General features: G+C 64.6%; 14 protein-coding genes and 1 riboswitch. Of the genes, 9 read left to right on the top strand and 5 right to left on the bottom strand.

Features of this window, described 5'->3' with window-relative positions:
• The first annotated feature begins 13 nt into the window (after positions 1-13).
• From WBP07_RS25475 to WBP07_RS25435, 9 genes are all read left to right on the top strand, one after another.
• Complete coding sequence (locus WBP07_RS25475) at positions 14-754, top strand: FadR/GntR family transcriptional regulator (RefSeq protein ID WP_395397871.1); 741 nt, start codon at positions 14-16, stop codon at positions 752-754.
• Positions 755-861: 107 nt separating this feature from the next.
• Positions 862-3234 (top strand): beta-L-arabinofuranosidase domain-containing protein, encoded by a 2373-nt coding sequence (locus WBP07_RS25470; RefSeq protein ID WP_395398247.1) that lies wholly within the window; start codon positions 862-864, stop codon positions 3232-3234.
• An 11-nt stretch (positions 3235-3245) separates the two neighbouring features.
• On the top strand, positions 3246-4274 hold the full coding sequence (locus tag WBP07_RS25465) for an Ldh family oxidoreductase (protein WP_395398246.1): 1029 nt from the start codon (positions 3246-3248) through the stop codon (positions 4272-4274).
• On the top strand, positions 4270-6075 hold the full coding sequence (locus WBP07_RS25460; RefSeq protein ID WP_395398245.1) for a DUF885 domain-containing protein: 1806 nt from the start codon (positions 4270-4272) through the stop codon (positions 6073-6075). The genes WBP07_RS25465 and WBP07_RS25460 overlap by 5 nt, the downstream gene beginning before the upstream one ends.
• A complete protein-coding gene (locus WBP07_RS25455; RefSeq protein WP_395397870.1) occupies positions 6065-7648 on the top strand; it encodes a family 43 glycosylhydrolase in 1584 nt (527 codons plus the stop codon). The genes WBP07_RS25460 and WBP07_RS25455 overlap by 11 nt, the downstream gene beginning before the upstream one ends.
• 251 nt (positions 7649-7899) lie before the next feature.
• Entirely contained in the window at positions 7900-10557 is a 2658-nt protein-coding gene (locus WBP07_RS25450) for a TonB-dependent receptor (RefSeq protein ID WP_395397869.1), read from the top strand.
• A gap of 235 nt (positions 10558-10792) precedes the next feature.
• The gene (locus WBP07_RS25445; RefSeq protein WP_395397868.1) at positions 10793-11707 is read left to right on the top strand and encodes a dihydrodipicolinate synthase family protein; all 915 of its coding nucleotides are present in this window, start codon (positions 10793-10795) and stop codon (positions 11705-11707) included.
• Positions 11708-11717: 10 nt separating this feature from the next.
• On the top strand, positions 11718-12716 hold the full coding sequence (locus tag WBP07_RS25440; RefSeq protein WP_395397867.1) for a 4-hydroxyproline epimerase: 999 nt from the start codon (positions 11718-11720) through the stop codon (positions 12714-12716).
• 310 nt (positions 12717-13026) lie between these two features.
• Positions 13027-13133, top strand: a riboswitch (SAM-I-IV-variant riboswitch).
• Between the two features lie 56 nt (positions 13134-13189).
• Complete coding sequence (locus WBP07_RS25435; RefSeq protein ID WP_395397866.1) at positions 13190-14242, top strand: threonine aldolase family protein; 1053 nt, start codon at positions 13190-13192, stop codon at positions 14240-14242.
• A gap of 114 nt (positions 14243-14356) precedes the next feature.
• Here the strand turns inward: WBP07_RS25435 and WBP07_RS25430 are convergent, their stop codons facing one another.
• The 5 genes from WBP07_RS25430 to WBP07_RS25410 form a co-directional block, all read right to left on the bottom strand.
• On the bottom strand, positions 14357-17296 hold the full coding sequence (locus tag WBP07_RS25430) for a TonB-dependent receptor domain-containing protein (protein ID WP_395397865.1): 2940 nt from the start codon (positions 17294-17296) through the stop codon (positions 14357-14359).
• A gap of 223 nt (positions 17297-17519) precedes the next feature.
• Entirely contained in the window at positions 17520-19673 is a 2154-nt protein-coding gene (locus tag WBP07_RS25425) for a molybdopterin-dependent oxidoreductase (protein WP_395397864.1), read from the bottom strand.
• Between the two features lie 92 nt (positions 19674-19765).
• Positions 19766-21298, bottom strand: coding sequence for a glycoside hydrolase family 27 protein (locus tag WBP07_RS25420; protein WP_395397863.1), 1533 nt, complete (start codon positions 21296-21298; stop codon positions 19766-19768).
• Positions 21299-21368: 70 nt separating this feature from the next.
• Positions 21369-22787, bottom strand: a complete 1419-nt coding sequence (locus WBP07_RS25415) for an amino acid permease (RefSeq protein WP_395397862.1) — start codon at positions 22785-22787, stop codon at positions 21369-21371.
• A 31-nt stretch (positions 22788-22818) separates the two neighbouring features.
• Positions 22819-23475: a GntR family transcriptional regulator gene (locus WBP07_RS25410; protein ID WP_395397861.1), complete on the bottom strand. Its 657-nt coding sequence runs from the start codon at positions 23473-23475 to the stop codon at positions 22819-22821.
• Positions 23476-23578: the final 103 nt, after the last annotated feature.

Below are 23578 nucleotides of genomic sequence, written 5' to 3'. Positions count from 1 at the left end.
TGATTGGTTGGGGATGACCAAGATGACCGCACCACTGCCGGCCGAAACCGCGCTTCCACTTGCCAGCGGCCGCCTTCATCACGCGGTTGCGCGCCAATTGGCGACAGCGATCGTCAGCGGAGAACTGCCGTCGGGGCATGTATTTCCGGCCGAAGTCGAACATGCGGAGCGGCTGGGCGTTTCCCGCTCGGTCCTGCGCGAGGCGTTCCGTATTCTGACCGCCAAGGGCATGGTCAGCAGCCGCCCCAAGGCCGGTACCCGCGTGAACGCGCGCAAGAACTGGAACCTGCTCGATCCCGATGTGCTGGCCTGGCAGATCCAGTGCGGCGCCAGCGACGAATTCCTGCGCGACTTGTTCGAATTGCGCATGGTGGTGGAGCCGCAGGCCGCCGAAATGGCCGCGCAGCGCCGGGACGAACGGCAGTTGACCGACATGGCCAATGCGCTGGAAACGATGGAGCGCTGCACGCTCACCACCGACAAGGGGCGCGCGGCGGATATCCGGTTCCACGAACTGGTGCTGGAAGCGACGCGCAACGAACTGATGCAGGCGCTTTCGACCTCGATCTCCACCGCGATCGCCTCCACCACCGCGATCAAACAGAAAGTGCAGGATTCGCCCCGCGACCCGATGCCGGAGCATCACGCGCTCTACCGCTGCATTGCCGAGGGCAATGCCAAGCAGGCGCGCAAGGCGATGATCGCGCTGATCGATCTGGCCCACGCGGATACGCGGGTGGCGCTGCGGCGCTGAATTGGTCGCTACCCATACACGGTTCAACGGGCCAATGCATGGGGTTGACTCGAAGCCCCTGAACCTTATCAATAACAGTATACGATATTCGATAGGAGTTTCTGGTGATGAAGGCCAATCGGCGCGAATGGATGGCAGGCGTGGCGGCGCTGGCCATCAGCTCTGTCCCTCTCAAGGGCTTCGCGGCCGTCATCGCACCCAAGCTGCCGATCAAGGCAAAGCCGCTGCCGCTGACCGACGTGCGCCTTGCGCCGTCTGATTATGCGACGGCGGTGGACGTCAATGTCGACTATCTGATGTCGCTCAGCCCCGATCGCTTCCTGCACAACTTCCGCAAGTATGCCGGGCTTGAGCCCAAGGCGCCGATCTACGGCGGCTGGGAATCGGACACCATCGCCGGCCACACGCTGGGCCACTACATGACCGCGCTGGTCCTGGCCTGGCAGCAGACCGGCAATCCCGAATGCCGCCGCCGCGCGGACTACATCGTCGATGAACTGGCGCTTTGCCAGGCGCAGCGCAGCGATGGCTACATCGGCGCGCTTGGCCGCAAGACCAAGGACGGCAAGGTCGTAGACGGTCAGGAAATCTTCCCCGAAGTGATGCGGGGCGAGATCAAGTCGGGCGGGTTCGACCTCAACGGCTCGTGGTCGCCGCTCTACACCGTGCACAAGTACTTCGCGGGCCTGCTCGATATCCATTCGGCCTGGGGCAATGCCAAGGCGCTGGAAGTCGTTACCGGACTGGGCGGCTACTTTGAGAAGGTCTTCGCCGCGCTCGACGACAAGCAGATGCAGGAACTTCTCGGCTGCGAATATGGCGGCCTGAACGAGAGCTATGCCGAACTCTACGCGCAGACCGGCGATCTGCGCTGGCTGAAGGTGGCGGAACGCATCTATGACAAGAAGGTGCTCGATCCGCTGGTGGCGCAGGAGGACAAGCTCTCCAACTTCCACGCCAATACGCAGGTGCCCAAGCTGATCGGCCTGGCGCGCATCCACGAGCTGACCGGCAAGGACGAGCCGGGCCGCGCCGCCCGCTTCTTCTGGGAACGCGTGACGCAGCACCACAGCTACGTGATCGGCGGCAATGCGGACCGCGAATACTTCTTCGAGCCCGACAATATCGCGCTGCACCTCACGGAATCGACCTGTGAGCACTGCAACACCTACAACATGCTGAAGCTGACGCGTCAGCTCTACTCGTGGCAGCCGGACGGCGCGCTGTTCGACTATTACGAGCGCGCGCACCTGAACCACGTGATGTCGGCGCACAACCCGCACACCGGCGGCTTCACCTACATGACGCCGATGATGAGCGGCGCCCCGCGCGGCTATTCGCAGCCGGGTGAGGAAGCGTTCTGGTGCTGCGTCGGTTCGGGCATGGAAAGCCATTCGAAGCACGGCGATTCCATCTATTGGCAGGGTGACGACACGCTGTTCGTCAACCTCTTCATCCCGTCGAAGGCGGAGTGGAAGGCCAAGGGCGTGGCGCTGACGCTGGCCACCGAATATCCGTTCAAGTCCGAAGTGGGCGTGACGCTGGACGCGGTGAAGAACGCCAAGTTCACCATCGCGCTGCGCATTCCGGCATGGGCCAATGGCCGTGCGCTGGTGGCCGTCAACGGCGCGCCGGTTCCGGCCAATGCGGTGAACGGCTATGCCGTCCTCGACCGCCGCTGGAAGAAGGGCGACACGATCACGCTCACCCTGCCGCTGGACCTGCGGTTCGAAGCGGCAGCCGGTTCGCAGGACGTGGTGGCCGTGCTGCGCGGCCCGTTGGTCATGGCGGCGGATCTTGGCCCGGCCGAGATGGAATTCACCGGCGTGGAACCGGCGATGGTGGGCGACAATCCGCTTTCCGCCTTCGCGCCGATCGTTTCCGATCGTCCGCGCTTCCAGACCACCGGCGTGATGCGCCCGGCGGATTTGACCTTCGTGCCGTTCTACAGCCAGTACGACCGCCGCAGCGCCGTCTACTTCAAGCGCTTCACCGAAGCCGGCTGGAAGACCGAGGAGGCCTCGTTCCTGGCCGAACAGGTGCGTCAGAAGGACATCGCCGCCCGCTCGATCGACGTCATGCACTTGGGCGAAATGCAGCCCGAGCGCGACCACAACCTGACCTCGGAAATTTCGTACCCGGTCTCCTATCGCGGCCGCAACGGACGCGATGCCCGCTCGGGCGGCTACTTCGAGTTCACGATGAAGGTGAAGCCCGGTCCATTGCTGCTTCAAGCCACGTACTGGGGCAGCGAGCGTTCGCGCGTGTTCGACATCTTCGTCGACGGTACGAAGGTCGTCACCCAGAAGCTGGACAACGATACGCCGGGCAAGTTCATGGACGTGGACTATCCGCTGCCCGAGGCGCTGACCAAGGGCAAGAGCCAGGTCAAGGTGCGCGTGGTGCCGCATGACCGCAGCTCCGCCGGCCCGATCTTCGGCATGCGCCTGTTCACGGCCAAGCCCGCCGGAGCGAAGTGAGTATAATCGGAATGACTGGTCTTAACGAAGTCGCGTTCACGCTCGACGAAGCCGATGCACTGGCGCGCAAGGTCCTGGTGGCCTGCGGCCTTGCGCCCGATCACGCCGCCGCGGTCGCCCAGACGATGGTCTCGGGCGAGCGGGACGGCTGCACGTCGCACGGGCTTTACCGCCTGCTGGTCGCCGCCAATTCGGTGGCGCGCGGCGTGGTGGTGCCGGATGCGGTGCCGGAAGTGAGCGAGCCCGCCAAGGCGCTGGTCAAGGTGGACGGCAAGGGCGGCTTTGCCCAGCTTCCGTTCGAGCTTGGCATGCCGCTGCTCGTTGAAAAGGCGAAGGCGTTCGGCATTGCCGCCATGGCGCTGAACAACGTGGTCCACTTCGCGGCGCTCTGGCCCGAAGTGGAAGCGCTGGCGGAGCAGGGCCTCGTCGCGCTGGCCTTCACGCCCAGCCATGCATGGGTCGCGCCGGAAGGCGGCACCAAGCCGGTCTTCGGCACCAACCCCATCGCCTTCGGCTGGCCGCGCCCAAACCGCGCGCCGTTCGTGTTCGACTTCGCGACCAGCGCGGTTGCGCGTGGCGAGATCGAACTGCACCGCCGCGCGGGCAAGGCGATCCCGCCCGATTGGGGCTATGATGCCGATGGCCGTCCCTCCACCGATGCCAAGGCGGTTCTCGACGGCGCCATGCGCACGTTCGGCGCGCACAAGGGATCGGCGCTCGCCGCCATGGTCGAGCTTCTGGCGGGCCCGCTGATCGGCGACATGACCAGCGCGGAATCGCTGGCGGCTGACGAAGGCCGCGGTGGCTCGCCGATCGGCGGCGAACTGATCGTCGTTATCGATCCGGTCGGCTTCCTGGGCGACAGCGTGGGCGAATATCTTCAGCGCGCCGAAACGATGTTCGAGACGATCGAAGGTCAGGGCGCCCGCCTGCCGGGTTCGCGCCGCCTGCTGGCCCGCGCCCGTTCGCAAGTCGAAGGCGTGCGGATCCCGGCGCAGCTGCATCAGGACATTCTCGAAATTCTCGAAAGGGGAAATTGACGTGAAGAATACGCTTGGCCGCGCGCTGCTACTGGCAGGCGCGGCGCTTGCCGTGGGCATCGCTCACGCTGCCGTCGCCGCTCCCGCTGCGCAGACTGCGTCAAAGACCTCTGGAGCCCAAACCCCCGACGAGGCTTTCGAAGCGATCTACACCGCCGAATACGCCTGGCGCCTTCAGCAGAGCGGCCCCAGCGAGGATGGCCCCAAGGCCCAGCGCCTCGCGCTCCCCGACGTGGGCGCCAAGGCGCAGGCCAATCGCCTCGCCGCTTGGGAGAAGGTTGAAAAGCAGCTTGCCGCGATCGACCCGGCCAAGCTTTCGCCGGCCAATCGTGTGAACTTCGCGGTCTACAAGGGCCAGATCGACGCCTTCGTCGCTGCCCAGCGCTATCGCGACTACGAAAAGCCCTTCAACGCCGATACCAGCTTCTGGGGCGAACTGGCGGACTGGGCCCGCACCCCGCTGCGCGACCAGCAGGGCGCCGAAGACTTTATCGAGATGCTGCGCGAAGTGCCGCGTTATTACGACCAGCAGATCGACAACATGCGCGCAGGCCTGAAGCGCGGTTTCTCCGCCCCGCAGGTCACGCTGACGGGCCGCGACAAGGGCATTGAACTGGTCGTCGATGCCAAGACGCCCGAAGATTCGCCGTTCTACGAGCCGTTCAAGAAGCTGCCCTCGACGATCCCGGCTGCCGAGCAGGAAAAGCTGCGCGCCGCCGCGCGTGAGGCGATCACCGGCAGCGTCGTGCCCGCGCACGCCAAGCTGCTGACGTTCATGCGCAGCGAGTACGAGAAGCAGGCGCGCAAGACGCTGGCAGCCTATGCGCTGCCGGACGGCAAGGCCTACTACCAGTCGAAGATTTCCGAATTCGTCACGCTCGACAAGTCGCCGGAGGAGATCCACCAGATCGGCCTCAGCGAAATGGCGCGCATCCGCTCGCAAATGAACGAGGTGATGCAGGAAGTTAAGTTCAAGGGCGACCTCAAGGCGTTCCTGCACTTCCTGCGCACCGATCCGCAGTTCTATCCCAAGACCCCGAACGAGCTGCTTTACCGCGCCGCGTGGATCGCCAAGACGTTCGACGGCAAGGCATCGCAATACTTCGGCCACCTGCCGCGCAGCCGCTTCGCGATCAAGCCGGTGCCGGACGACATCGCGCCGTTCTACACCGGTGGCCGTGGCGGCCCGGGCATCTACCTCGTCAACACGTACGACCTGCCGAGCCGCCCGTTCTACTCGCAGATCGCGCTGACCCTTCACGAGTCCGCGCCGGGCCATGCCATGCAGATGCCGCTGGCGATGGAGAACAAGGACCTGCCGGCGTTCCGCCGCGACACCTACCTTTCCGCCTATGGCGAAGGCTGGGCGCTTTATTGCGAGGCGCTGGGCGAGGACATGGGCATGTACGAAACGCCCTATGACCGCTTCGGCATGCTCAGCTATCAGGCCTGGCGCGCCTCGCGTCTCGTCGTAGATACCGGCATCCACGCCAAGGGTTGGACCCGCGAACAGGCGCAGCAATACTTGCGCGACAACACCGCGCTTTCCGATCACGAGATCGAGACCGAGGTGGATCGCTACATCTCCTGGCCGGGCCAGGCGCTGTCCTACTACATGGGCCAGCTGGCCTTCGTGGATGCGCGCAAGAAGGCGGAGGCCGCACTGGGGCCGAAGTTCAACATTCGCGCGTTCCACGATGCCGTGCTCGAACTGGGCGGCGTGCCGCTGCCGGTGATCGACCAGCGCGTCGACCAGCTGATCAAGGACGGCGGCAAGGGGCCTTACCCCGATGAGGAATAGTCTAGCAGTGGTTCTGGCGGCCGGGGCATTTGCCTCGGTCGCCGCCCACGTACCCGCCTCCGCGCAGCAGGCGCCTGTTGCGCGCGAGCTGACCATTCCCGGCAACCCGATCCTGGCGGACGGGGATTACTACTCCACCGACCCCGCGCCGTTCGTGGCGGACGGTCAGCTCTGGATCCTCACCGGACGTGATGAGGCGGCAAGCGACGTCAACGACTTCATCATGCCCGAATGGCAATTGCTGAAGACAGCCGATCCGGCGTCGCACAAGTGGACGCACTATCCGGCGATCATCAAGCCGGAGAACGTCTTCGCCTGGGCCGAGGAGGCCCGCGCCTATGCCGGCCAGATCATCCAAGGGCCCGATAAGCGCTACTACCTCTACGCCCCGGTGCTGGAGAAGAACAGCGACGCCAAGGACCGCTTCGCGATCGGCGTGGCGGTAGCGGACAGCCCGCTCGGCCCCTGGCGCGATGCGCATCCGTCCGGGCCGATCATCTCGCAGAAGGTGCCCGTCGCCAACGACATCCAGAACATCGATCCCACGGTGATGTTGGACGATGATGGCCGGGTCTACATCTACTGGGGCACGTTCGGCCAGCTTCGCGGTATGGAGCTGGAGCGCGACATGATCACCCCCAAGGGGCCGGAGCTGGCGATGAAGGGGCTGACCGGCTTCTTCGAAGCGCCGTGGATCATGAAGCGCAAGGGCAGCTACTACATGCTCTATGCCGGCAACAAGGCCGGCCCGACTTCGGATTGCACGCCCGCCGTCTACTACGCCTGCATCGCTTATGGCACTGCGCCTTCACCGATGGGCCCGTGGACCTATCGCGGCGTTGCGCTGAAGCCGGTGTCTTCCACCACTTCGCACCCCGGCGCGGTGGAGTTCGAGGGGCAGTGGTATCTCGCCTATCACACGGCGGACGCGAAGGGCGGCGGCCATTTCCGCCGCAGCGTCGCGCTGGACAAGATGGAGTGGGACGACAGCGTTTCACCCGCCCGCATCCTGCCGGTGGTGCCGACCCTGCGCCCGCGGCCACCGCTGGTTGCCACACGCAATATCGCGCGCTCGGCCTGGGCGACGGCCTCGAATGAGCCGGTGCCGGTGCAGTTCTGGATCAGGTCGCTGAACGACGGCGTGGTAAAGGAAGCGCCGTTGCCGCCCGACATGTGGGGCAGCTGGTCACCCAACAACCCGCCCAGCCAGTGGATCGAATACCGCTGGGATCAGCCTGTGACAGTAAACGGATCGCGCATCCGCTTCTGGAACGACCAGCCGGCCGGTTCGGGCGTGGGCGTCGCCCCGCCGGCGAAATGGCGCCTGGAATACTGGCAGAAGGGCTGGAAACCGGTCCCCGGCGCCAGCGCCTACGGGACTGCGACCGAGGCCTTCCAAAGTGTGTCCTTCCGCCCCATCACCACCCGCTGCCTCCGCGCGGTGATGGACGCCTCCACCGACGGTAAGACTTACGGCGCGCTGGCCGTGCAGGAATGGGAAGTGCTGGCGCCAAAGGCAGCCGTGCCAATGATCCGCGATTCGGGGAAGGGGCCGGCGGCGCCTTGCAGCTGATTACGACGTAGCTGTCCAATTATCCGACTAAATACCTAGGGGGTGCGGTCCATCCGCGCTCCCTTTTTCGTTTTATCGCGATGAATTGGTGCGGTTTTGGCACACAGCGCACGGTTTGTTGCCGCTTGGTGACAATCCTATTGACTCCGACAAATAAAGTAGGAGGTATACGATATATGTTCGGGTGCGATCCTGAATAAACAAGGGGAAGTCGCATGAGGTCACGTGGGGTTCTGAAGCTTTCGTCAGCCATGGCGGTCGTCACCGTCCTGGCATTCAACGCTCTGCCGGGCACAGCATTAGCGCAGGAAAGCGGCGGTGCCGACGACAAGTCCGGCAGTGCGATCGTCGTCACCGGCGTGCGCGGCTCGGTCGAGAAAGCGGCCGAGAAGAAGCGCAAGGCGAAGCAGATCGTCGACTCCATCGTGGCCGAGGACGTCGGCAAATTGCCGGACAATAACGTTCCCGAAGCGCTTGCCCGCGTCACCGGCGTCCAGATCGACCGCGTCCATGGCGAGGGCTCGTCGATCTCGATCCGCGGCATGACCGACATTTCGACCACCGTGAACGGCTTCGAAGCCACCAGCGGCGCAGACCGTTCGATGAACCTGGCCGATGTTCCGGCGGAACTGATCAAGGCGGTGGACGTCTACAAGACGCGCACCCCCGATCAGGTGGAAGGCGGCATTGCCGGCACCGTGAACGTCGAACTGCGCCGCCCGCTCGATCTCAACAAGGGGCTGACCGTCGCGGGCAGCTTCCGCGAGGTGTTTTCGAACATCGGCAATACCAAGAGCCCTTACGGCAGTGTTCTGGTGGGCGACCGTTTCGATACCGGCATCGGCGAGATGGGCTTCCTGATCAACGCCTCCTACACGCGGAACAACTACAACGAGACGTTCCTTGAGAGCGAGACGCCGGGCACGTTCTTCGGAACCGACCTCGATTCCCTCCCCGCCGATCAGGCGCTGACGACGATCACGCCCTACGCGGTGAACTATGGCACCGAAAACGGGCGGATCACGCGTCCCGCGATCAACGCAGTGTGGCAATGGCGCGCCAGCGACCAGCTCGATTTCGTGCTGGAGGGCAACTACTTCGGCAGCCGCGAACTGCGCTCGCGCGATCGCCTGCACCTTGTCCTGCGCAACGGCAACTACAACTTGTCGGGCATTTCCTATGCGGACAACGGCAATACCGATTACCAGACGATCGATGGCATGACCGTTACACCGGCCACGGGCGTTATTGCCGGCGGCCCGGAATCCTATTACGAGCGCGTGACGTCGAACAATTATGGCGGCAATTTCGAGACGCACTGGCATAACGATCACACAAAGATCAATTTTAGCACTCAGTACAACCAGTCGAAGCGTGTCTATTACGGCGTTTTGAGCACCTATCGTTTCTCGACGATCGACAGCGCCACCGTAAACTTCAACGAGGATGTCGGTGCGGGACAGGGCCCCTACATCGCGTTTAACGGCGTCGATTTGTCCAATCCCAGCGAATATTACCTCGAGAACCTTCATGACGAACGCGGCGTGTACCGCAGCCGCAGCTTTGCCTCGCAAGTGGACCTGACACAGGATCTTACGGATAACGGGCTGCTGCGCTCGTTCCAGATGGGCGCACGCTTCTCCGACCGGAAGATCAGCTACCGTTACGGCTATCGCGACAGCTTCCCGCGCGACAACGGGTCGACGATCGCGCTCGACGATGTCGGCTATCCCTACGAGACTTCGACCACCGACGTCTCCGGGTTCGACGCGCCGAGCTGGTATCACCTCGACGGCAAGTACCTCATGAACAACATGGACAGCGTCCGCGAGTGGCTGCAGAGCAGCGGCACGACCACCCAGGACTGGTCCACCAAGTACCCCAGCCTCAATCTCGGCGCCGGCTATGCATCGCGTGAGAAGACTTTCGCAGTGTACGGCCAGTTCAACTATGCCTTCGACATCGGGGTGCCGATCGATGGCGTGTTCGGCGCCCGCGTGATCAACACCTGGGGCACGTCGGACAGCGCTGCCTACAACTACGACAAGCAGGGCCACGAGGTCATCACCGACGCCACCGGCAAGGGCAATTTCATCGACGTCCTGCCCAGCTTCAACGCGATTGCCCACTTCACGTCGGACCTGCAACTGCGTCTGTCCTGGACGAAGAACGTCCAGCGCGTCGGTTTCGATGCGCTGACGCCGTATCGCAACGTCAATCTTGCGAGCAATACGGTTTACGCGGGCAATCCGGACCTGAAGGCCTATACCGAAAACAGCTTCGACGCATCGCTCGAATACAATTTCGGCCGCGCCGGATCTGTTTCCGTCGCCTCCTACCTCAAGAAGCCGAAGGGCTACATCTACTACTCGGTCGAGGCTGAATACGTTCCCGAATTCGGTGGGATCGGTCAGGTCTGGACGAACCGCAACGCGGGCGGCGGCACGTTCCAGGGCTTCGAGATCGCCGGCCAGACGTTCTTCGACTTCCTGCCGGGCTTCTGGCGCAATTTCGGCGTCCAGGGGAACGTGACCTGGCTGCGCAAGGGCAACATCAACTACCCCGATGGCTCGGACAACAATGCCATCGGCATGTCGAAGCTGACCTACAACGCGGCGCTCTACTACGACACGCCTGAGTTCAGCGCGCGCGTGGCGTGGAACTATCGTTCTCGCTACCGCACGGCAGTGATGTCGGACTTCCCCGACTACTCGCCGTACATGGACTCCACCTCGCGTCTGGACGCCGCGCTCAACTTCACGCCGTGGAAATTCGTGACGTTCAGTGTCGAGGCGACGAACCTGCTGAAGAACAATGCGCAGATGTGGTGGGGCAAGGATCGCCTGCTGCCTTACGGCGTGCGCCTTCAGGCGCGCACCATCCAGACGGGCGTTCGCTTCCGCTTCTGATCTCACACGTTTCGGCGTGACCGGAGAAGGGGGCGGCGGGCATCTGGCTCGGCGCCCCCTTTTCGTTTCGGGCGCTTTCGCTTCGGCAGTGCGGGTTTCCCCCGGCTAGTGCCAAGCTTCGAATTTCGTTTGACTCCGCACGCACCTGGTGGTGCGAAGAATGCAATTGCAGGTTAATTTGTAATATCGTATACGATATCTAGATTAACCAGAAACACGCAGGACGATTCTCATTATGGCTATTGGTTGGAAGGGTGTGTTCCCCGCGGTCACGACCCAGGTGCGCGAAGACCTCTCGCTTGATCTCGCCGACACGCAGCGCGTGGTCGACGATCTCATCAACGACGGTGTCACCGGCGTCATCGCGCTCGGCACCGTGGGCGAGAACAACTCGCTCGAATTCGACGAGAAGGTCCAGGTTCTCACCGCGATCGTCGAAGCCGTGAATGGCCGCGTTCCCGTCGTCACCGGCGTTTCGGAATTCGACACCCGCCGCGCCGTTCGTTACGCGCAGGCTGCTGAGAAGATCGGTGCCAATGGCCTGATGCTGCTGCCGCCGATGGTCTATGTGCCCAAGGCGCATGAGCTGGTCGCCCACTTCAAGGGCGTTGCCGACCAGACCGGTCTGCCGATCATGCTCTACAACAACCCGCCGGCCTACCGCACGGTGATCGACAAGGACGTGCTGACCGCCCTGATCGACGTGAAGAACATCGTCGCGGTCAAGGAATCGGCGCCGGACACCCGCCGCTTCACCGATTTCCGCAACACCTTCGGCGATCGCTACACGCTGTTCGCCGGCCTCGACGACGTGGCTCTCGAAGGTCTCTACCTTGGCGCGCAGGGCTGGGTTTCGGGCCTCACCAACGCTTTCCCGAAGGAATCGGTCGAGCTGGTCAAGGCGTTCGAGCGCGGCGACCATGCCAAGGCCATGGAAATCTATCGCTGGTTCATGCCGCTGCTTCACCTCGATGCCGAGCATGACCTGGTGCAGTCGATCAAGCTGGCCGAGCAGGTCATGGGTCGCGGTTCGGAGCGCGTTCTGCCTCCGCGCTACGTCCTCGAAGGCGAGCGCCGCGCGGAAGTGATCGCGATGGTCGAGCGCGCCGCCGCCACCCGTCCCGACCTGACGGTCGCGGCAGCAGCCTAAGGGAGCGTCGATGCGGCACACTTTCTTCTGCATCGACGGCCACACAGCCGGTAACCCCGTTCGCCTTGTGGCGGGCGGGGCTCCGCTGTTGAAGGGCGCCTCGATGTCCGAACGTCGGCAGGATTTCCTGTCGCGCTTCGACTGGATCCGCACGGGGCTCTGCTTCGAGCCGCGCGGGCATGACATGATGTCGGGCGGGTTCCTCTATCCGCCTTGCGATCCGGCCAACGACATCGGCATCCTGTTCATCGAGACTTCGGGCTGCCTGCCCATGTGCGGCCACGGCACCATCGGCATGGTGACCTTCGGGCTGGAGCACGGGCTGATCCAGCCGGCGACGCCGGGCAAGCTGCGCGTCGAGGTTCCGGCGGGCGTGATCGAGATCGCCTACGAGACGAATGGCCCCAAGGTCACTTCGGTTCGCATCACCAACGTCCCCGCCTATGTCGCCGCGCGCGGCATCGAGGTGGACGTGGAAGGCATCGGTCCGCTCTCGATCGACGTGTCCTACGGCGGCAACTACTACGCCATCGTCGAGCCGCAGGGGAACTACACCGGGCTCGACGATCTGGGCGCGTCGCGCATCATCGAGCTTTCGGGCAGGATCCGTGAGGCCGTGCGCGCGAAGTACGAGCCGGTCCACCCGGTCGATTCCACGATCCGCGGCGTCAGCCACATTCTTTGGGCCGACAAGCCCAAGCACGAGGGGGCCGATGGCCGCAACGCCGTGTTCTATGGCGACAAGGCGATCGACCGCAGCCCTTGCGGCACCGGCACTTCGGCCCGCCTGGCGCATCTGCACGCCACCGGCCGCTTGAAGGTGGGCGACCGCTTCGTGCACGAAAGCTACATCTGCAGCCGCTTCATCGGCCGCGTGGAGCAGGAAGTCATGCTGGGCGACCAGCCGGCGATCATCCCCTCGATCGAGGGTTCGGCGATTGCCACCGGCTTCAACACCATCTGGATCGACCGCGAAGACCCGTTCTGGGCCGGTTTCCAGGTAACCTGATGGTTTGTTTGAAAATTCGCTGAAGGCGAATTTTGCGGCACCGGCCCTCTCCCCCACCCGACCACCCATCAGGGTACACTCGTGGGTGGTCGGGTGGGGAAGAGGGCCGGTGCCGAACGAAAACGCCTCCTAAGGCGTTTTCCAACAAGTTCTGATTACGTACCCACCCGATCGGCGGGTCTGCATTCCCTCTCCGCCGATCCCTCTTTAGCCCCCGCCGCATCGTCGGCGGGGGCTTTTTTCGTGTCGAACTATTCGTGCGCCCTATCGCAACAGTCTTGCGCTTGCGGGCAATCGCCTCTATCGCTGTTTCCAGCATCAAGAGTCGGGCCGACGTCCGACGCCAACCTGCTCCCCGAGCAAGGTGGTGCCTCCGAAGGGAGGGATGTGGCCGGGCCGGCAACTAAACGGGACCTTTCGCCACTGTCATACGTCGATCCGGTGCTTGCATTCGAAGCATTGAGGAACCGAGCATGACACAGCACCCCCAGCAGTTCGCGAGCGACAACTACGCCGGCATCTGTCCCGAGGCGCTTGCCGCGATGATGGAAGCGAACGCAGGCTCGGCCGTGGCTTATGGCGACGATGAGTGGACCTTGCGCGCCGCCAACAGCTTCCGCCGCCTGTTCGATGCCGATGGAGAGGTGTTCTTCGTGTTCAACGGCACGGCGGCCAACTCGCTGGCGCTGGCCTCGCTCTGTCAGTCCTACCACAGCGTGATCTGCTCCTCCTCCGCCCACGTGGAGACCGACGAGTGCGGTGCGCCGGAGTTCTTCTCGAACGGCTCCAAGCTGCTGGTCGCCCAGTCGGAGGACGGGAAACTGACGCCGGAGGCGATCCGCGCGCTCGCCGCCAGCCGGTCCGACATTCACTTCCCCAAGCCGCGCGTGGTCACGATCACCCAGCCGACCGAGACGGGGCAGGTCTATTCGATCGATGAGGTCAAGGCGATCTCGGCCGTCTGCCGCGAACTGGGTCTGAAGCTGCACATGGATGGCGCACGTTTCGCCCATGCTTGCGCCACGCTGGGCTGCACACCGGCGGAAATCTCGTGGCAGGCGGGTGTGGACGTGCTCTGTTTTGGCGGCACTAAGAACGGCATGGCCGTGGGTGAGGCGATCATCTACTTCGACCGCGCACTGGCGGCGGACTTCGACTATCGCTGCAAGCAGGCGGGCCAGCTCGCCTCCAAGATGCGCTTCCTCTCAGCCCCGTGGATCGGCCTGATCGAGAGCGGCGCCTGGCTGCGCAATGCCGAGCACGGCAATGCCTGCGCCCGCCGCTTGGCGGACCTGGTTGGCGATCTGCCAGGGCTGTCGTTCAAGTTTCCGGTGCAGGCGAACTCGGTCTTTCTTGAGGCACCTGCCGAAGTGCTGGAGGCCCTGCGCGAGCGCGGCTGGCGCTTCTACACCTTCATCGGTGGCAGCGCCCGCTTCATGTTCGCGTGGGACTGTGACTTGGCGCGCGTGGAGGAACTGGCGCGCGACATTCGCGTGGCAGCCAGCGGGCAGGTGCTCGCCGCCTGATAGCGGTCGCCTGACATTGAATACCAAAAGGCCCGCCCGGTCTTGCGACCGGACGGGCCTTGGGATGAACGGCGGCTTTCAGGCTGGGACGAAAAGCCGCCGTGCGGGACAGGATCAGAAGTTGGCGGTGAAGCCGACGAAGATCGTGCGGCCGAGCGAGTCGTAGACGCCCGGATAGGTGTTGCCGTTGCCGAACGACTGCAACAGGCCCGAGTCGAGGATCGGCGGATCCTTGTCGAACATGTTGTTCACGCCTGCACGCAGGGTGAAGTTCTTGTCGATCGCCTGGGTCAGCGACAGGTCGAAGTAGTTGTAGGCGTTGATCTTGCGGTTGACCGTCGTCTGGTCAGCCGAGAGCAGCGGGTTGCTCGACAGGCTCGAAAGCTTCGTGCCGCCGATGTAGCGCCAGGAGAGCGAGACGGTGGTATCGCTGGGTGCCATCCAGGAGAGGCGCGCGACATGGCGCCAATCGGGGGTCGGCTGGCCGCAGGTGTAACCGAACAGGCCCTTGCAGTCGTACGAGCCGCCGCCGGGGACCGGCTGCGAAACCTGTTCGATCAGGTAGGTGCCGACCAGGCCCAGATTGACGCTGCCGTGGCTGCCGAGGTTGAACGTGTAATCGGCATTCACGTCGAGACCGGAGGTCTTGAGGTAGCCCGTGTTCATCGTGGTCGAGATGATGTAGCCCGAATTCTGGCCAAACACCTGGCCCGAACGCGGATCGCGAACGAACAGGCCACAGTAGTACGGATCACCGGTCGAAGCGCACTGGCCCATGATCAGCGAAGGCGCGATCGAACCGATGTAGTCCTTCACCTTGATGTTGTAGTAGTCGACCGAGACCGAGAGGCGACGAATGGCCTTCGGCGTGATCACGACGCCAAGGGTGTAGGTATCGGCGGTTTCGGGCTTCAGCGCGACGTTGCCGCCGCCAAGCGCGGAGCACTGATCGGACGGGCATCCGGGGATGCTGCCGTACATGGCCTGGGTCACGCCGGTGGCCTGGCAGACCTCGAACGAGGCGGTCGGGTTGGCGCCCGCGCACGGATCTGTGCCGTTCACGTTGCCGACCGACTGCGCGGCGAAGAGTTCGGCCACGTTAGGTGCGCGGATGGCGTGGTTGTAGCTGGCGCGGACGCGCAGGTCGTCGATCGGCGCCCACGACAGTTCGCCCTTGTAGGTCCACACGTTGTAGCCCGACTTCAGGCCGGTCGAGTTCTGCTTGTTGTCGTAGGACGAATAGCGCAGACCGCCGTTGATCGTCAGCGAGCGGAAGAACGGCTTGTTCTCGATCAGCGGAACTTCGATTTCGCCGAAGGCCTCGGTCACGGCGATGATACCGTCGGAGGGCAGGGTGCCGTTCTGCTGCGCGACTTCGTCAGCCGTGAAGTTCAGCGTTTCGCGGCGGCGTTCGACGCCGAGTGCGATGCCGACGCCCTTTTCGGCCCACGGCAGGATCACGCCCATCTGGCCCAGGTCGCCGCTGAGCGAGCCGGAGATCACGCCCAGCGAGTTGCGCGAAGCGGTGTTGCTCTCACCGAAGATGTAGGCGGCCTGGTCCGCCGTCACGCCGCCGGGCGTGAAGACGTTGATCGGAATGCAGTTCGGGTCGGTGCCGTCGATGACCGAGCGGCAGGTCGGCACGCCGTTGACGCTGACGGCATCGAGCGCGAGGCCGGCCTTCGCCTGGTTCACGTCGTTGAGGTACGTCTCCTTGTACTTCACGAGCGAGTACATGTAGTTGACGTCGTAGCTGAAGCCGCTGCCGATATCGCCGCGCACGCCTGCCGAGTAGCGGTAGTCGTTGAAGCGCAAGTTGTCGCGACGCGGCTGGCCGACCACGCGATAGCCGACGTTGGTGGGCGCCGTGGTATCGGTGCCCGCAGCCGAACCGCAGATCGCGGAAAGCTGTGCGGCGCTGGCGTAGGGGTTGTTGCAGGAAACGTCGAAGGCCGTGCCGAACCAGACCGCCGAAGGCGCGACCTGCGAGAACGTCTGGTCCTTCATGTACATGAAGCTGCCGTAGACTTCGGCCGCCTTGCTGAACTGGAAGTGCGCGAAGCCGCCGGCCGTGTAACGCTGGTCAGAGCGCTGCAGGTAGTTGTCCGGGGACGTGTTGTACGCGTACGACGAATCGTACGGCACGAGCGTGCCGCTGCCGTCGCGGTTGTTGATGAGGGTCTGGCCCTTGTAGGGGCTGAGGCTAGAGAGCGGAATGAACGAGCCGTAGGGCGTGTTGCTCGAACCGCCGCAGAACAGCTGGTCGAAGTTGCCCGAACCGGCAACGGATTCGCGATCCTGCAGGGCGCAGGCGGAAACGTCGCGGCTGGACTGGCGAACCGGGCTGATGTGGCGGTAGCCGCCATAAACGGTGATATTGCCGCGACCATCGGCGAAGTTCTTGCCCGCTGCGATGGTGATGTCCTGCTTGCCGCCGTCGGCGACCGACGATGGGGCGTTGTCGTAGCCAGAGGCGCTCTGAATCGCGCGGACCGAGCTGTTGTTGTTGCTGTGCTGCGAGAAGCCGGTCTGGGCATCGACGCGAATGCCGTCGAGGTCCTTCTTCAGCACGAAGTTGACGACGCCCGAAAGCGCGTCCGAACCGTAGACCGCCGAGGCGCCGCCCGACATGACGTCGACGCGCTCGATCAGGGCGCTGGGGATCAAGGCAAGGTTGACCGCCTGCGAAGGCATCATGCGCTGGCCGTCGATCAGCGTGAGCACGCGGTTCGAGCCGAGGTTGCGCAAGTTGATCTTCGAAGTGCCGTCCGAACCGTTCGAGACGTTCTCGTTGGCGTCGGCAGTGAACTGCGGCAGGCGATTGAGCACCTGCTCGACCGAGGTCGCGCCCTGGAACTTGAACTCGTCGGAACCGACGATCGTCTGCGGGCTGTTGCTGGAAAGGTCCGGGCGCTTGATGCGCGTGCCGGTGACGACGATGTCGGCCGCCGGTGCTTCCGCCCCGTCCTGCGCGAACGACGTGGTGCTGACAGTGCTGGCAATGATCGCCGATATTGCTGCAGCGCAATAAAGTGTCTGGTTACGACCCCTCATGGGCATGACTCCCTTGTTCAATGCGCCAAGGTTGCGACACATTTTGCCGCATGTCAAATATCGTATACGAAATATGTTATCTGTCGCAAAAATGCCGCAATAGCGCGGGAATGCGCGCTATCCTGCGGTTCGCGGCGTGGGTGGAGGTGTCCCCAAGGCGGGTAGGGTCTGCGTAATTCGGCCCGAATCATCGGACTAATACTTTCGGACTAGGCTGCTCAGATCAGGCTTCCGAGACGGGTGAAACGCGGATCGGGATGCCCGAGAAGCGGGGCATGAAGTTGATCGGCTCCAGCACTTCGGACAGAGAGGTCAGCTCGCCGGGATTGGATCCGCCGTCGGCAATGGGATCGCCGGAGCCCACCAGGGGGCCGAACATGTGCGACATCGATACGACCCCGCGCCGCAGCCGATCCTCGCCGCGCGCGACCGCGCGGATCGCGCCGTGGGGGGAGGCGATTTCCACCAGCACGCCTTCGCCGAGGCCCAGATCGGCCATGTCGAGCGGGTTCATCCAGGCCGGATTGACGGGATGGCGCTTTCGCGCCGCGCGGGAGTCGCGGAAGGCGCCGTTCAGCGCATGGAGCACGCGGCGGCAGGTGAGGCGCAGCGGATAGCCATCGTCCAGCGGCTCGGCGGCATAGCCGTGAAACTCGGCGGCGACATCGGCGGGCATCAATTGCAGTTTGCCGCTGGCGTCCGGGGCGGGCTGCACGAATGCCGGTTCGCTGTCGGGGCGCAGGCCTTCGGGATGGGCGACGAGGCTGTCGAACTCGACTTTGCCTTCGCCCGCCAGAAAGCGGCAGAGCGCTTCGGGATCGGGTCTGTCGGCCGGGCTGAGCGGCAGGCCGCGCGCAATATCCTCGAAACGCTGGCCGTAGCTCCAGGACTTGAAGATCAGCGGCAGGCCCATGCGGGCGGAGACTTCCCAGAAGAATTCCCAGTCGTGCAGGCAGCCCTGCGGCTTGGCGACGATCGGCGGCGCATATTGCGCGAAGGCTTCGGGATAGAGTGCGTCGGCGGCAAGCGTCAGGTCATGCCGCTCGAACGGCTGGCTGGCGGCGATCACGTAGTGGGCGCGCTTGCCGGTCTCGTTCATACGGGAATCGAGCGAGACCAGCAGGTCCAGCTTTGCAAAGGCCGCACTGGCGAGGGCGGGGTCGCCCATCGCCTTCAGCGGATCGCCGCCGAAGACGATCAGTGCGCGGATGCGGTCGGGCGAGTTCGCCGTGATCTCGCCGGGCAGCAGCGCAGAGGGAAACTCGCCTAGCAATTGCCCGGTATCCGCGCTCAGGCATTTGGGTTTGCGCTCGAAACCCCGGGAGGGCGAGACGGCCATTTCGGTGAAGCTGCGCGGGCGCAAGGTGCCGGGATTGCGCACGAGGTCGCCCGCGCGCCGATATCCGCCGCAGAGCACGTTCACCAGCTCGATCATATGGTCGGCAAGGTTGGAATGGGCGGAGAACGAGGGACCTGTGCCGCTGCCGACGCCGACCTTGCGCGCATCTCCCAGCCACTTGGCCGCCAGTTCGATCTCTGCGGCCGATACATCGGCGCGCCTGGCGGCCCATTCGGGCGTCGCTTCGGCTACCAGTGCACGCACGTCGTCCAGCCCGGCGCACCAACGCTCGACGAAGGCATGGTCATAGCTCCCGTCGCGCAGGAGGACGTGGGCGATGGCGGCGAAGATCGCGGCGTCGTGGCCGGGTAGGGGCTGGATCAGCAAGTCGGCATGGCGGGCAGTCTCAGTGCGGCGCGGGTCGATCAGGATCAGCTTCATCCCGCGCGCCCGGGCCGTCTCCAGCGCGCGGCTAGGTGCGCCGCTCTCCATCAGCGCGAAAGGCGCACCCTGATGGGTCACGACCGGATTGCCGCCAGCCAGCAGCGCCACGTCGAGATCGCGCATGGCATGGCGGCCGCTGGCGAAGGTGCCCATGCGCGCCATCGTCACCCACTTGGCCGACTGGTCGATGGTCATCGTCGAGAAGAAGTTGGGCGTGCCGAGCGCCGAGACCCAGGCCCGCTCCATCAGCCCGCCCAGAGTGCTGCGATAGGCGCCGGTGCCGTGATAGACCGCCACCGAACGCGGCCCGTGCTCCGCGACCAGCGCCGCCAGCTTCGCGCCGATGGCATCTAACGCGGCCTCGGGTTCGATCGGCGCAAACGCCCCGTCGGCACTGCGCGCAAGGCAGTTCAGCAGCCGGTCCTCGGCCCCGTTATGGAACTCCACGGAAGCAAGGCCCTTGGGGCAGAGATAGGCGCCGTAAGGAGATACCGCGCCATCGGGCCGCGCGCTGATCATGCGGCCCTGATCGACCTCGATCGCCATCGCGCAGGCGGCGCTGCAATTGCGGCAGAAGGTGCGGACGGTCTCCATCGCCCAGCGATGCGACCGCCCGGTCCCGGATAAAAGGGCGGACGGCGGCTCTTGCCGACAGGGGCAAGCAGACCCGCCGTCCGTGACTTACATTACTTGGCGCCGTGCACCGCGACCATCACCACGCCGCGCGCTGGCACCTGATAACCGGCGGGCAGGGCGCCAGCCTTCGCGCCGCTCCACAGGTCTTCAACACCATCCACCGAGGCGAGGCCGGCATCGGCGGGCGACAGCGCCAGCGGTGCCGCGCTGTCGCCGCGATTGAACAGCGCCAGCGCCACTCGGCCGTCGGACAGCGGCTTGGCCCATACTTCCAGCGAACCCGCCTTGCGCACCGGCTTGCCCTGCACGCCCAGCGCATCCTGATCGACCGCGATGACGCGGCGGTTGGTCAGCATCGCCAGCGTTTCCGGGCTCATTTCGCGGAGGTCATGCCCCATCATCAACGGCGCTGCGGACATCGCCCATAGCGACATGTGGGTGCGGTATTCGTCCGCGCTCATGCCGCCATTGCCGATTTCCAGCATGTCCGGATCGTTCCAGCCATGCGGGCCGGCCCAGGCGGGATTGCCGTTCTTGTCGAAGCCGATCTTGGCCATCGTCGGATAGTCGTCGGTAATGTCGCCGGTGGTGCGCCACAGCACGCCGCCCACGTCGCGGCCCCAGCTGCCGACGTCGAAGCGGCCATATTCGCAGAGCGAAAACACGATGTCGCGCCCGGTCCGCTTGCCGGCCTCCTGCAGGGCCTTGCCCATCTCGTAATAGCTGCGCTTCACGGTGTCCGCGTCGGCGTAGAACCACTCGCCCGAGCAGAGGTCGTACTTCAGATAGTCGAAGCCCCAGTCGGCATAGGTATCCGCATCCTGCTTCACATGGCCGTAGCTGCCGATGTAGCCCGCGCAGGTCTTGGGCCCCTGCGAGGAATAGATGCCGATCTTCAGCCCCTTCGAATGAACATAGGCGGTCAGCGCCTTCATGTCCGGGAACTTGGCGTTGGGCTGCAGCACGCCCTTGGCATCCCGCTCACCCTGCCAGCCATCGTCGATGTTGATGTAGATGTACCCGGCATCGCGCAGACCGGAGGAGACCAGGGCGTCCGCCATGGCGCGCACGGTCTTGTCGTCGATGTGATCGGCGAACTTGTTCCAGCTGCTCCAGCCCATCGGCGGCGTGGCGGCCAGCTTGCTGGGGATCGGCGCGCCGAGCGGCGGCAGCGCGGTGAACTTGAAGGCGCGCGCCTTGGCATCCGTCGCGGTGCCGGCGCGGCCGGTGCTGTCGACTTCGGACTCCCAGATCTGGCCCTTCAGGTGGGCGCGGCCGTCCTCGATGGCGACGCTCCACTGGCGGGTCAGGTGATCGCGGTCGTTGAGGTTGCGCGCCTCGAACTTCAGCACGCCGCCTTCGATATGCGGGTTCATCATCTCGACCGGGCCGTACCACTTGGTGGTGACCGAGCCGGCGATCTTGCCGCCCTTGGAGGTGACTTCCATCATCGTCACGCCGGGCGTCGGCGGGGTATCGTCGAACAGCCAGACGCCGTCATAGGCGGTCTTGGCAAGGACGGGGGAAGTGCTGGCAAGCAGGGCGCCTGCGATAGCGGCGGCTTTGATCAGGGCGTGTTTCATCGCGATCTCCTTGGACCGTGTCGCATTCGGGAAGGGTGAGCGGAAAAGGGGGGGCGGCTGGCGCCGTGGCTTACGCCACGACGCTCGCTTCGCGGGCGGCTTCGCTGCGCGTACGGCCGTAGAGGCTGTAGGCGACGAGGCCGATGACGTTCCAGATGCCGAAGCGCACCAGGGTCGTCGAAGGCAGGCTGAAGAGAAGGTAGGCGCAGCCCAGGATCGTCAGCGTGCCGACAATGTAGGGCTGCGGGCATTTGAACAGGCGCGGCAGTTCGGGGAAGCGGCGGCGCAGGATCATCAGGCAGGCGCCCACCGAGATGAAGGCGATCAGCGTGCCGGCATTGGCCAGTTCCGCAATCTCGTCCAGGCGGAACACGCCAGCGACCAGGGCGATCGAAATGCCGGTGATCAGCGTGATGCGGGTGGGCGCTCCGGTGCGCGGGCTGATCTTGGCCAGGCTGCGCGGCAGCAGGCCGTCACGCGCCATCACGAAGAACACCCGGCTCTGGCCGTACATCATGACGAGGATGACCGAGGGCAGCGCCAGCACGGCGGCCAGTGCGATCAGGTGTGCGGCGACCGGCTGACCCAGCTGGCGCAGCACGAGGGCGAGCGGTTCGGGCGAGTTGGCAAGCTGCTGGAACGGCAGTGCGCCGATCGCCGTGATGGCCACGGCCATGTAGATCACGGTGCAGACCACCATCGAACCGACGATGCCGATGGTCAGGTCACGGCCGGGGTTCTTGGCTTCTTCTGCCGAAGTGGCAACCGCGTCGAAGCCGTAGAAGGCGAAGAACACGATGGCCGCCGCCGCCATCACGCCGCGCTGCATGCCGCCCACTTCGGTGCTGGCAAAGCCATAGGGCATGAAGGGGTGCATGTTGTCGGCCGTGAAGGCGGGCGCGGCAAAGGCGACGAAGATCGACAGGGCGACCAGCTTGATGATGACCAGCACGATGTTCAGCGTGGCGCTTTCGCGGGTGCCGGCGATCAGCATGCCCATCACTGCCAGTGCGACGAGCACGGCGGGCAGGTTGATCACGCCGCCTCCATGCGGGCCGACCAGCAAGGCATGGGGCAAGTGGACACCGGCGGACTCGATCCAGCCGACCAGATAGCCCGACCAGCCGACCGCGACGGTCGAACAGGCCAGCGAATATTCGAGGATGAGGCTCCAACCCACCACCCAGGCGACGGTTTCGCCCATCGCGGCGTAGGAGAAGGTATAGGCGCTGCCGGCGGCCGGGATCAGCGTGGCCATTTCGGCATAGGCAAGCGCCGCACAGGCGCAGACCGCGCCGGCGACTGCGAAGGCCAGGATCACGGCCGGTCCGGCGCGCTCTGCGCCCACGCCGGTCAGCGTGTAGATGCCGGTGCCGACGATGGCGCCGACGCCCAGAGCGATCAGGTGCGGCCAGCTCAGCGTCTTGGCCAGGGAATGTCCGGAATCGCGTTGCGACAGTTTTTCTATGGATTTACGCGGTCCGAGCATTCGGTCCCCCAGGTTGTTTTGACCGGCTTGGTCAGCCGGTCTGATCGGCGTTGAAATGGGCACGCAAGTCGTCGAGCGTGCTGGCGATATGTTGGGTAAGCAGGCCCTTCACCTTGGTCGCATCTCCGGCGAGCCAGGCGTCGAGCAGGTCACGGTGTTCGGTATGCGCGCGGTCGCCGCGCCCGGCGGGCTCTAGGTGGGCGAGCACGTAGCGCTCTGCCAGCACTTCCAGGCGTTCGACCAGTTGCGTGGTCAGCAGGCGCTTGGCCGGGCGGACCAGCGCGACGTGGAATTCGCGGTTGCGCACGGCCACGTCGTTCAGATTGCTCGATGCCGCGGTGTCCAGCACTTCGAACGCCTTGATCGCGGCCTGCTTGTCATCCTCGTCCGCAAGGGTGGAGGCGTAGGCAGCGGCGGCCGGTTCGATCGAGAGGCGAAGCTGGTAGATTTCTTCGGCCTGATCGCTGGACATCGGGCGGACGAACCAGCCGCGATTGGCCTGGCTGGTCAGCAGCCCTTCATGCTCAAGCCGGGCAAGCGCCTCGCGAAGCGGGATCTTGCTGACGCCCAGTTCGGCGGCCAGCGCATCCTGCCGGACCGGCTCCATGACGGGCAGCTTCCCTTCGACGATCCTTTCGCGGATCACGTCGAAAATGCGTTCGGAAAGCGTGCGGACGACGATTGTCACCAGAGGGTCTCCATATAGTGCGCCATGTTGCGGCGCGATGCCGCTGTCTGGCTGCCGTATACGGTAGATGATGTGTCACAAGCCCGCAATCTCGCCGTCCACC

It is taken from the genome of Novosphingobium oxfordense (assembly GCF_044029435.1).
Lineage (GTDB): Bacteria > Pseudomonadota > Alphaproteobacteria > Sphingomonadales > Sphingomonadaceae > Novosphingobium.
Note: the sequence above shows the minus strand (reverse complement) of the source record. Positions and strands in the feature narration are given on the sequence as shown.

Bases quoted from the DNA above. Each gene is read 5' to 3' on its own strand.
- WBP07_RS25425 (WP_395397864.1), bottom strand. From the start codon at position 19,673: ATGGAGACCGTCCGCACCTTCTGCCGCAATTGCAGCGCCGCCTGCGCG.
- WBP07_RS25440 (WP_395397867.1), top strand. From the start codon at position 11,718: ATGCGGCACACTTTCTTCTGCATCGACGGCCACACAGCCGGTAACCCC.
- WBP07_RS25470 (WP_395398247.1), top strand. From the start codon at position 862: ATGAAGGCCAATCGGCGCGAATGGATGGCAGGCGTGGCGGCGCTGGCC.
- WBP07_RS25430 (WP_395397865.1), bottom strand. From the start codon at position 17,296: ATGAGGGGTCGTAACCAGACACTTTATTGCGCTGCAGCAATATCGGCG.
- WBP07_RS25445 (WP_395397868.1), top strand. From the start codon at position 10,793: ATGGCTATTGGTTGGAAGGGTGTGTTCCCCGCGGTCACGACCCAGGTG.
- WBP07_RS25415 (WP_395397862.1), bottom strand. From the start codon at position 22,787: ATGCTCGGACCGCGTAAATCCATAGAAAAACTGTCGCAACGCGATTCC.
- WBP07_RS25455 (WP_395397870.1), top strand. From the start codon at position 6,065: ATGAGGAATAGTCTAGCAGTGGTTCTGGCGGCCGGGGCATTTGCCTCG.
- WBP07_RS25465 (WP_395398246.1), top strand. From the start codon at position 3,246: ATGACTGGTCTTAACGAAGTCGCGTTCACGCTCGACGAAGCCGATGCA.
- WBP07_RS25435 (WP_395397866.1), top strand. From the start codon at position 13,190: ATGACACAGCACCCCCAGCAGTTCGCGAGCGACAACTACGCCGGCATC.
- WBP07_RS25420 (WP_395397863.1), bottom strand. From the start codon at position 21,298: ATGAAACACGCCCTGATCAAAGCCGCCGCTATCGCAGGCGCCCTGCTT.
- WBP07_RS25475 (WP_395397871.1), top strand. From the start codon at position 14: ATGACCAAGATGACCGCACCACTGCCGGCCGAAACCGCGCTTCCACTT.
- WBP07_RS25450 (WP_395397869.1), top strand. From the start codon at position 7,900: ATGGCGGTCGTCACCGTCCTGGCATTCAACGCTCTGCCGGGCACAGCA.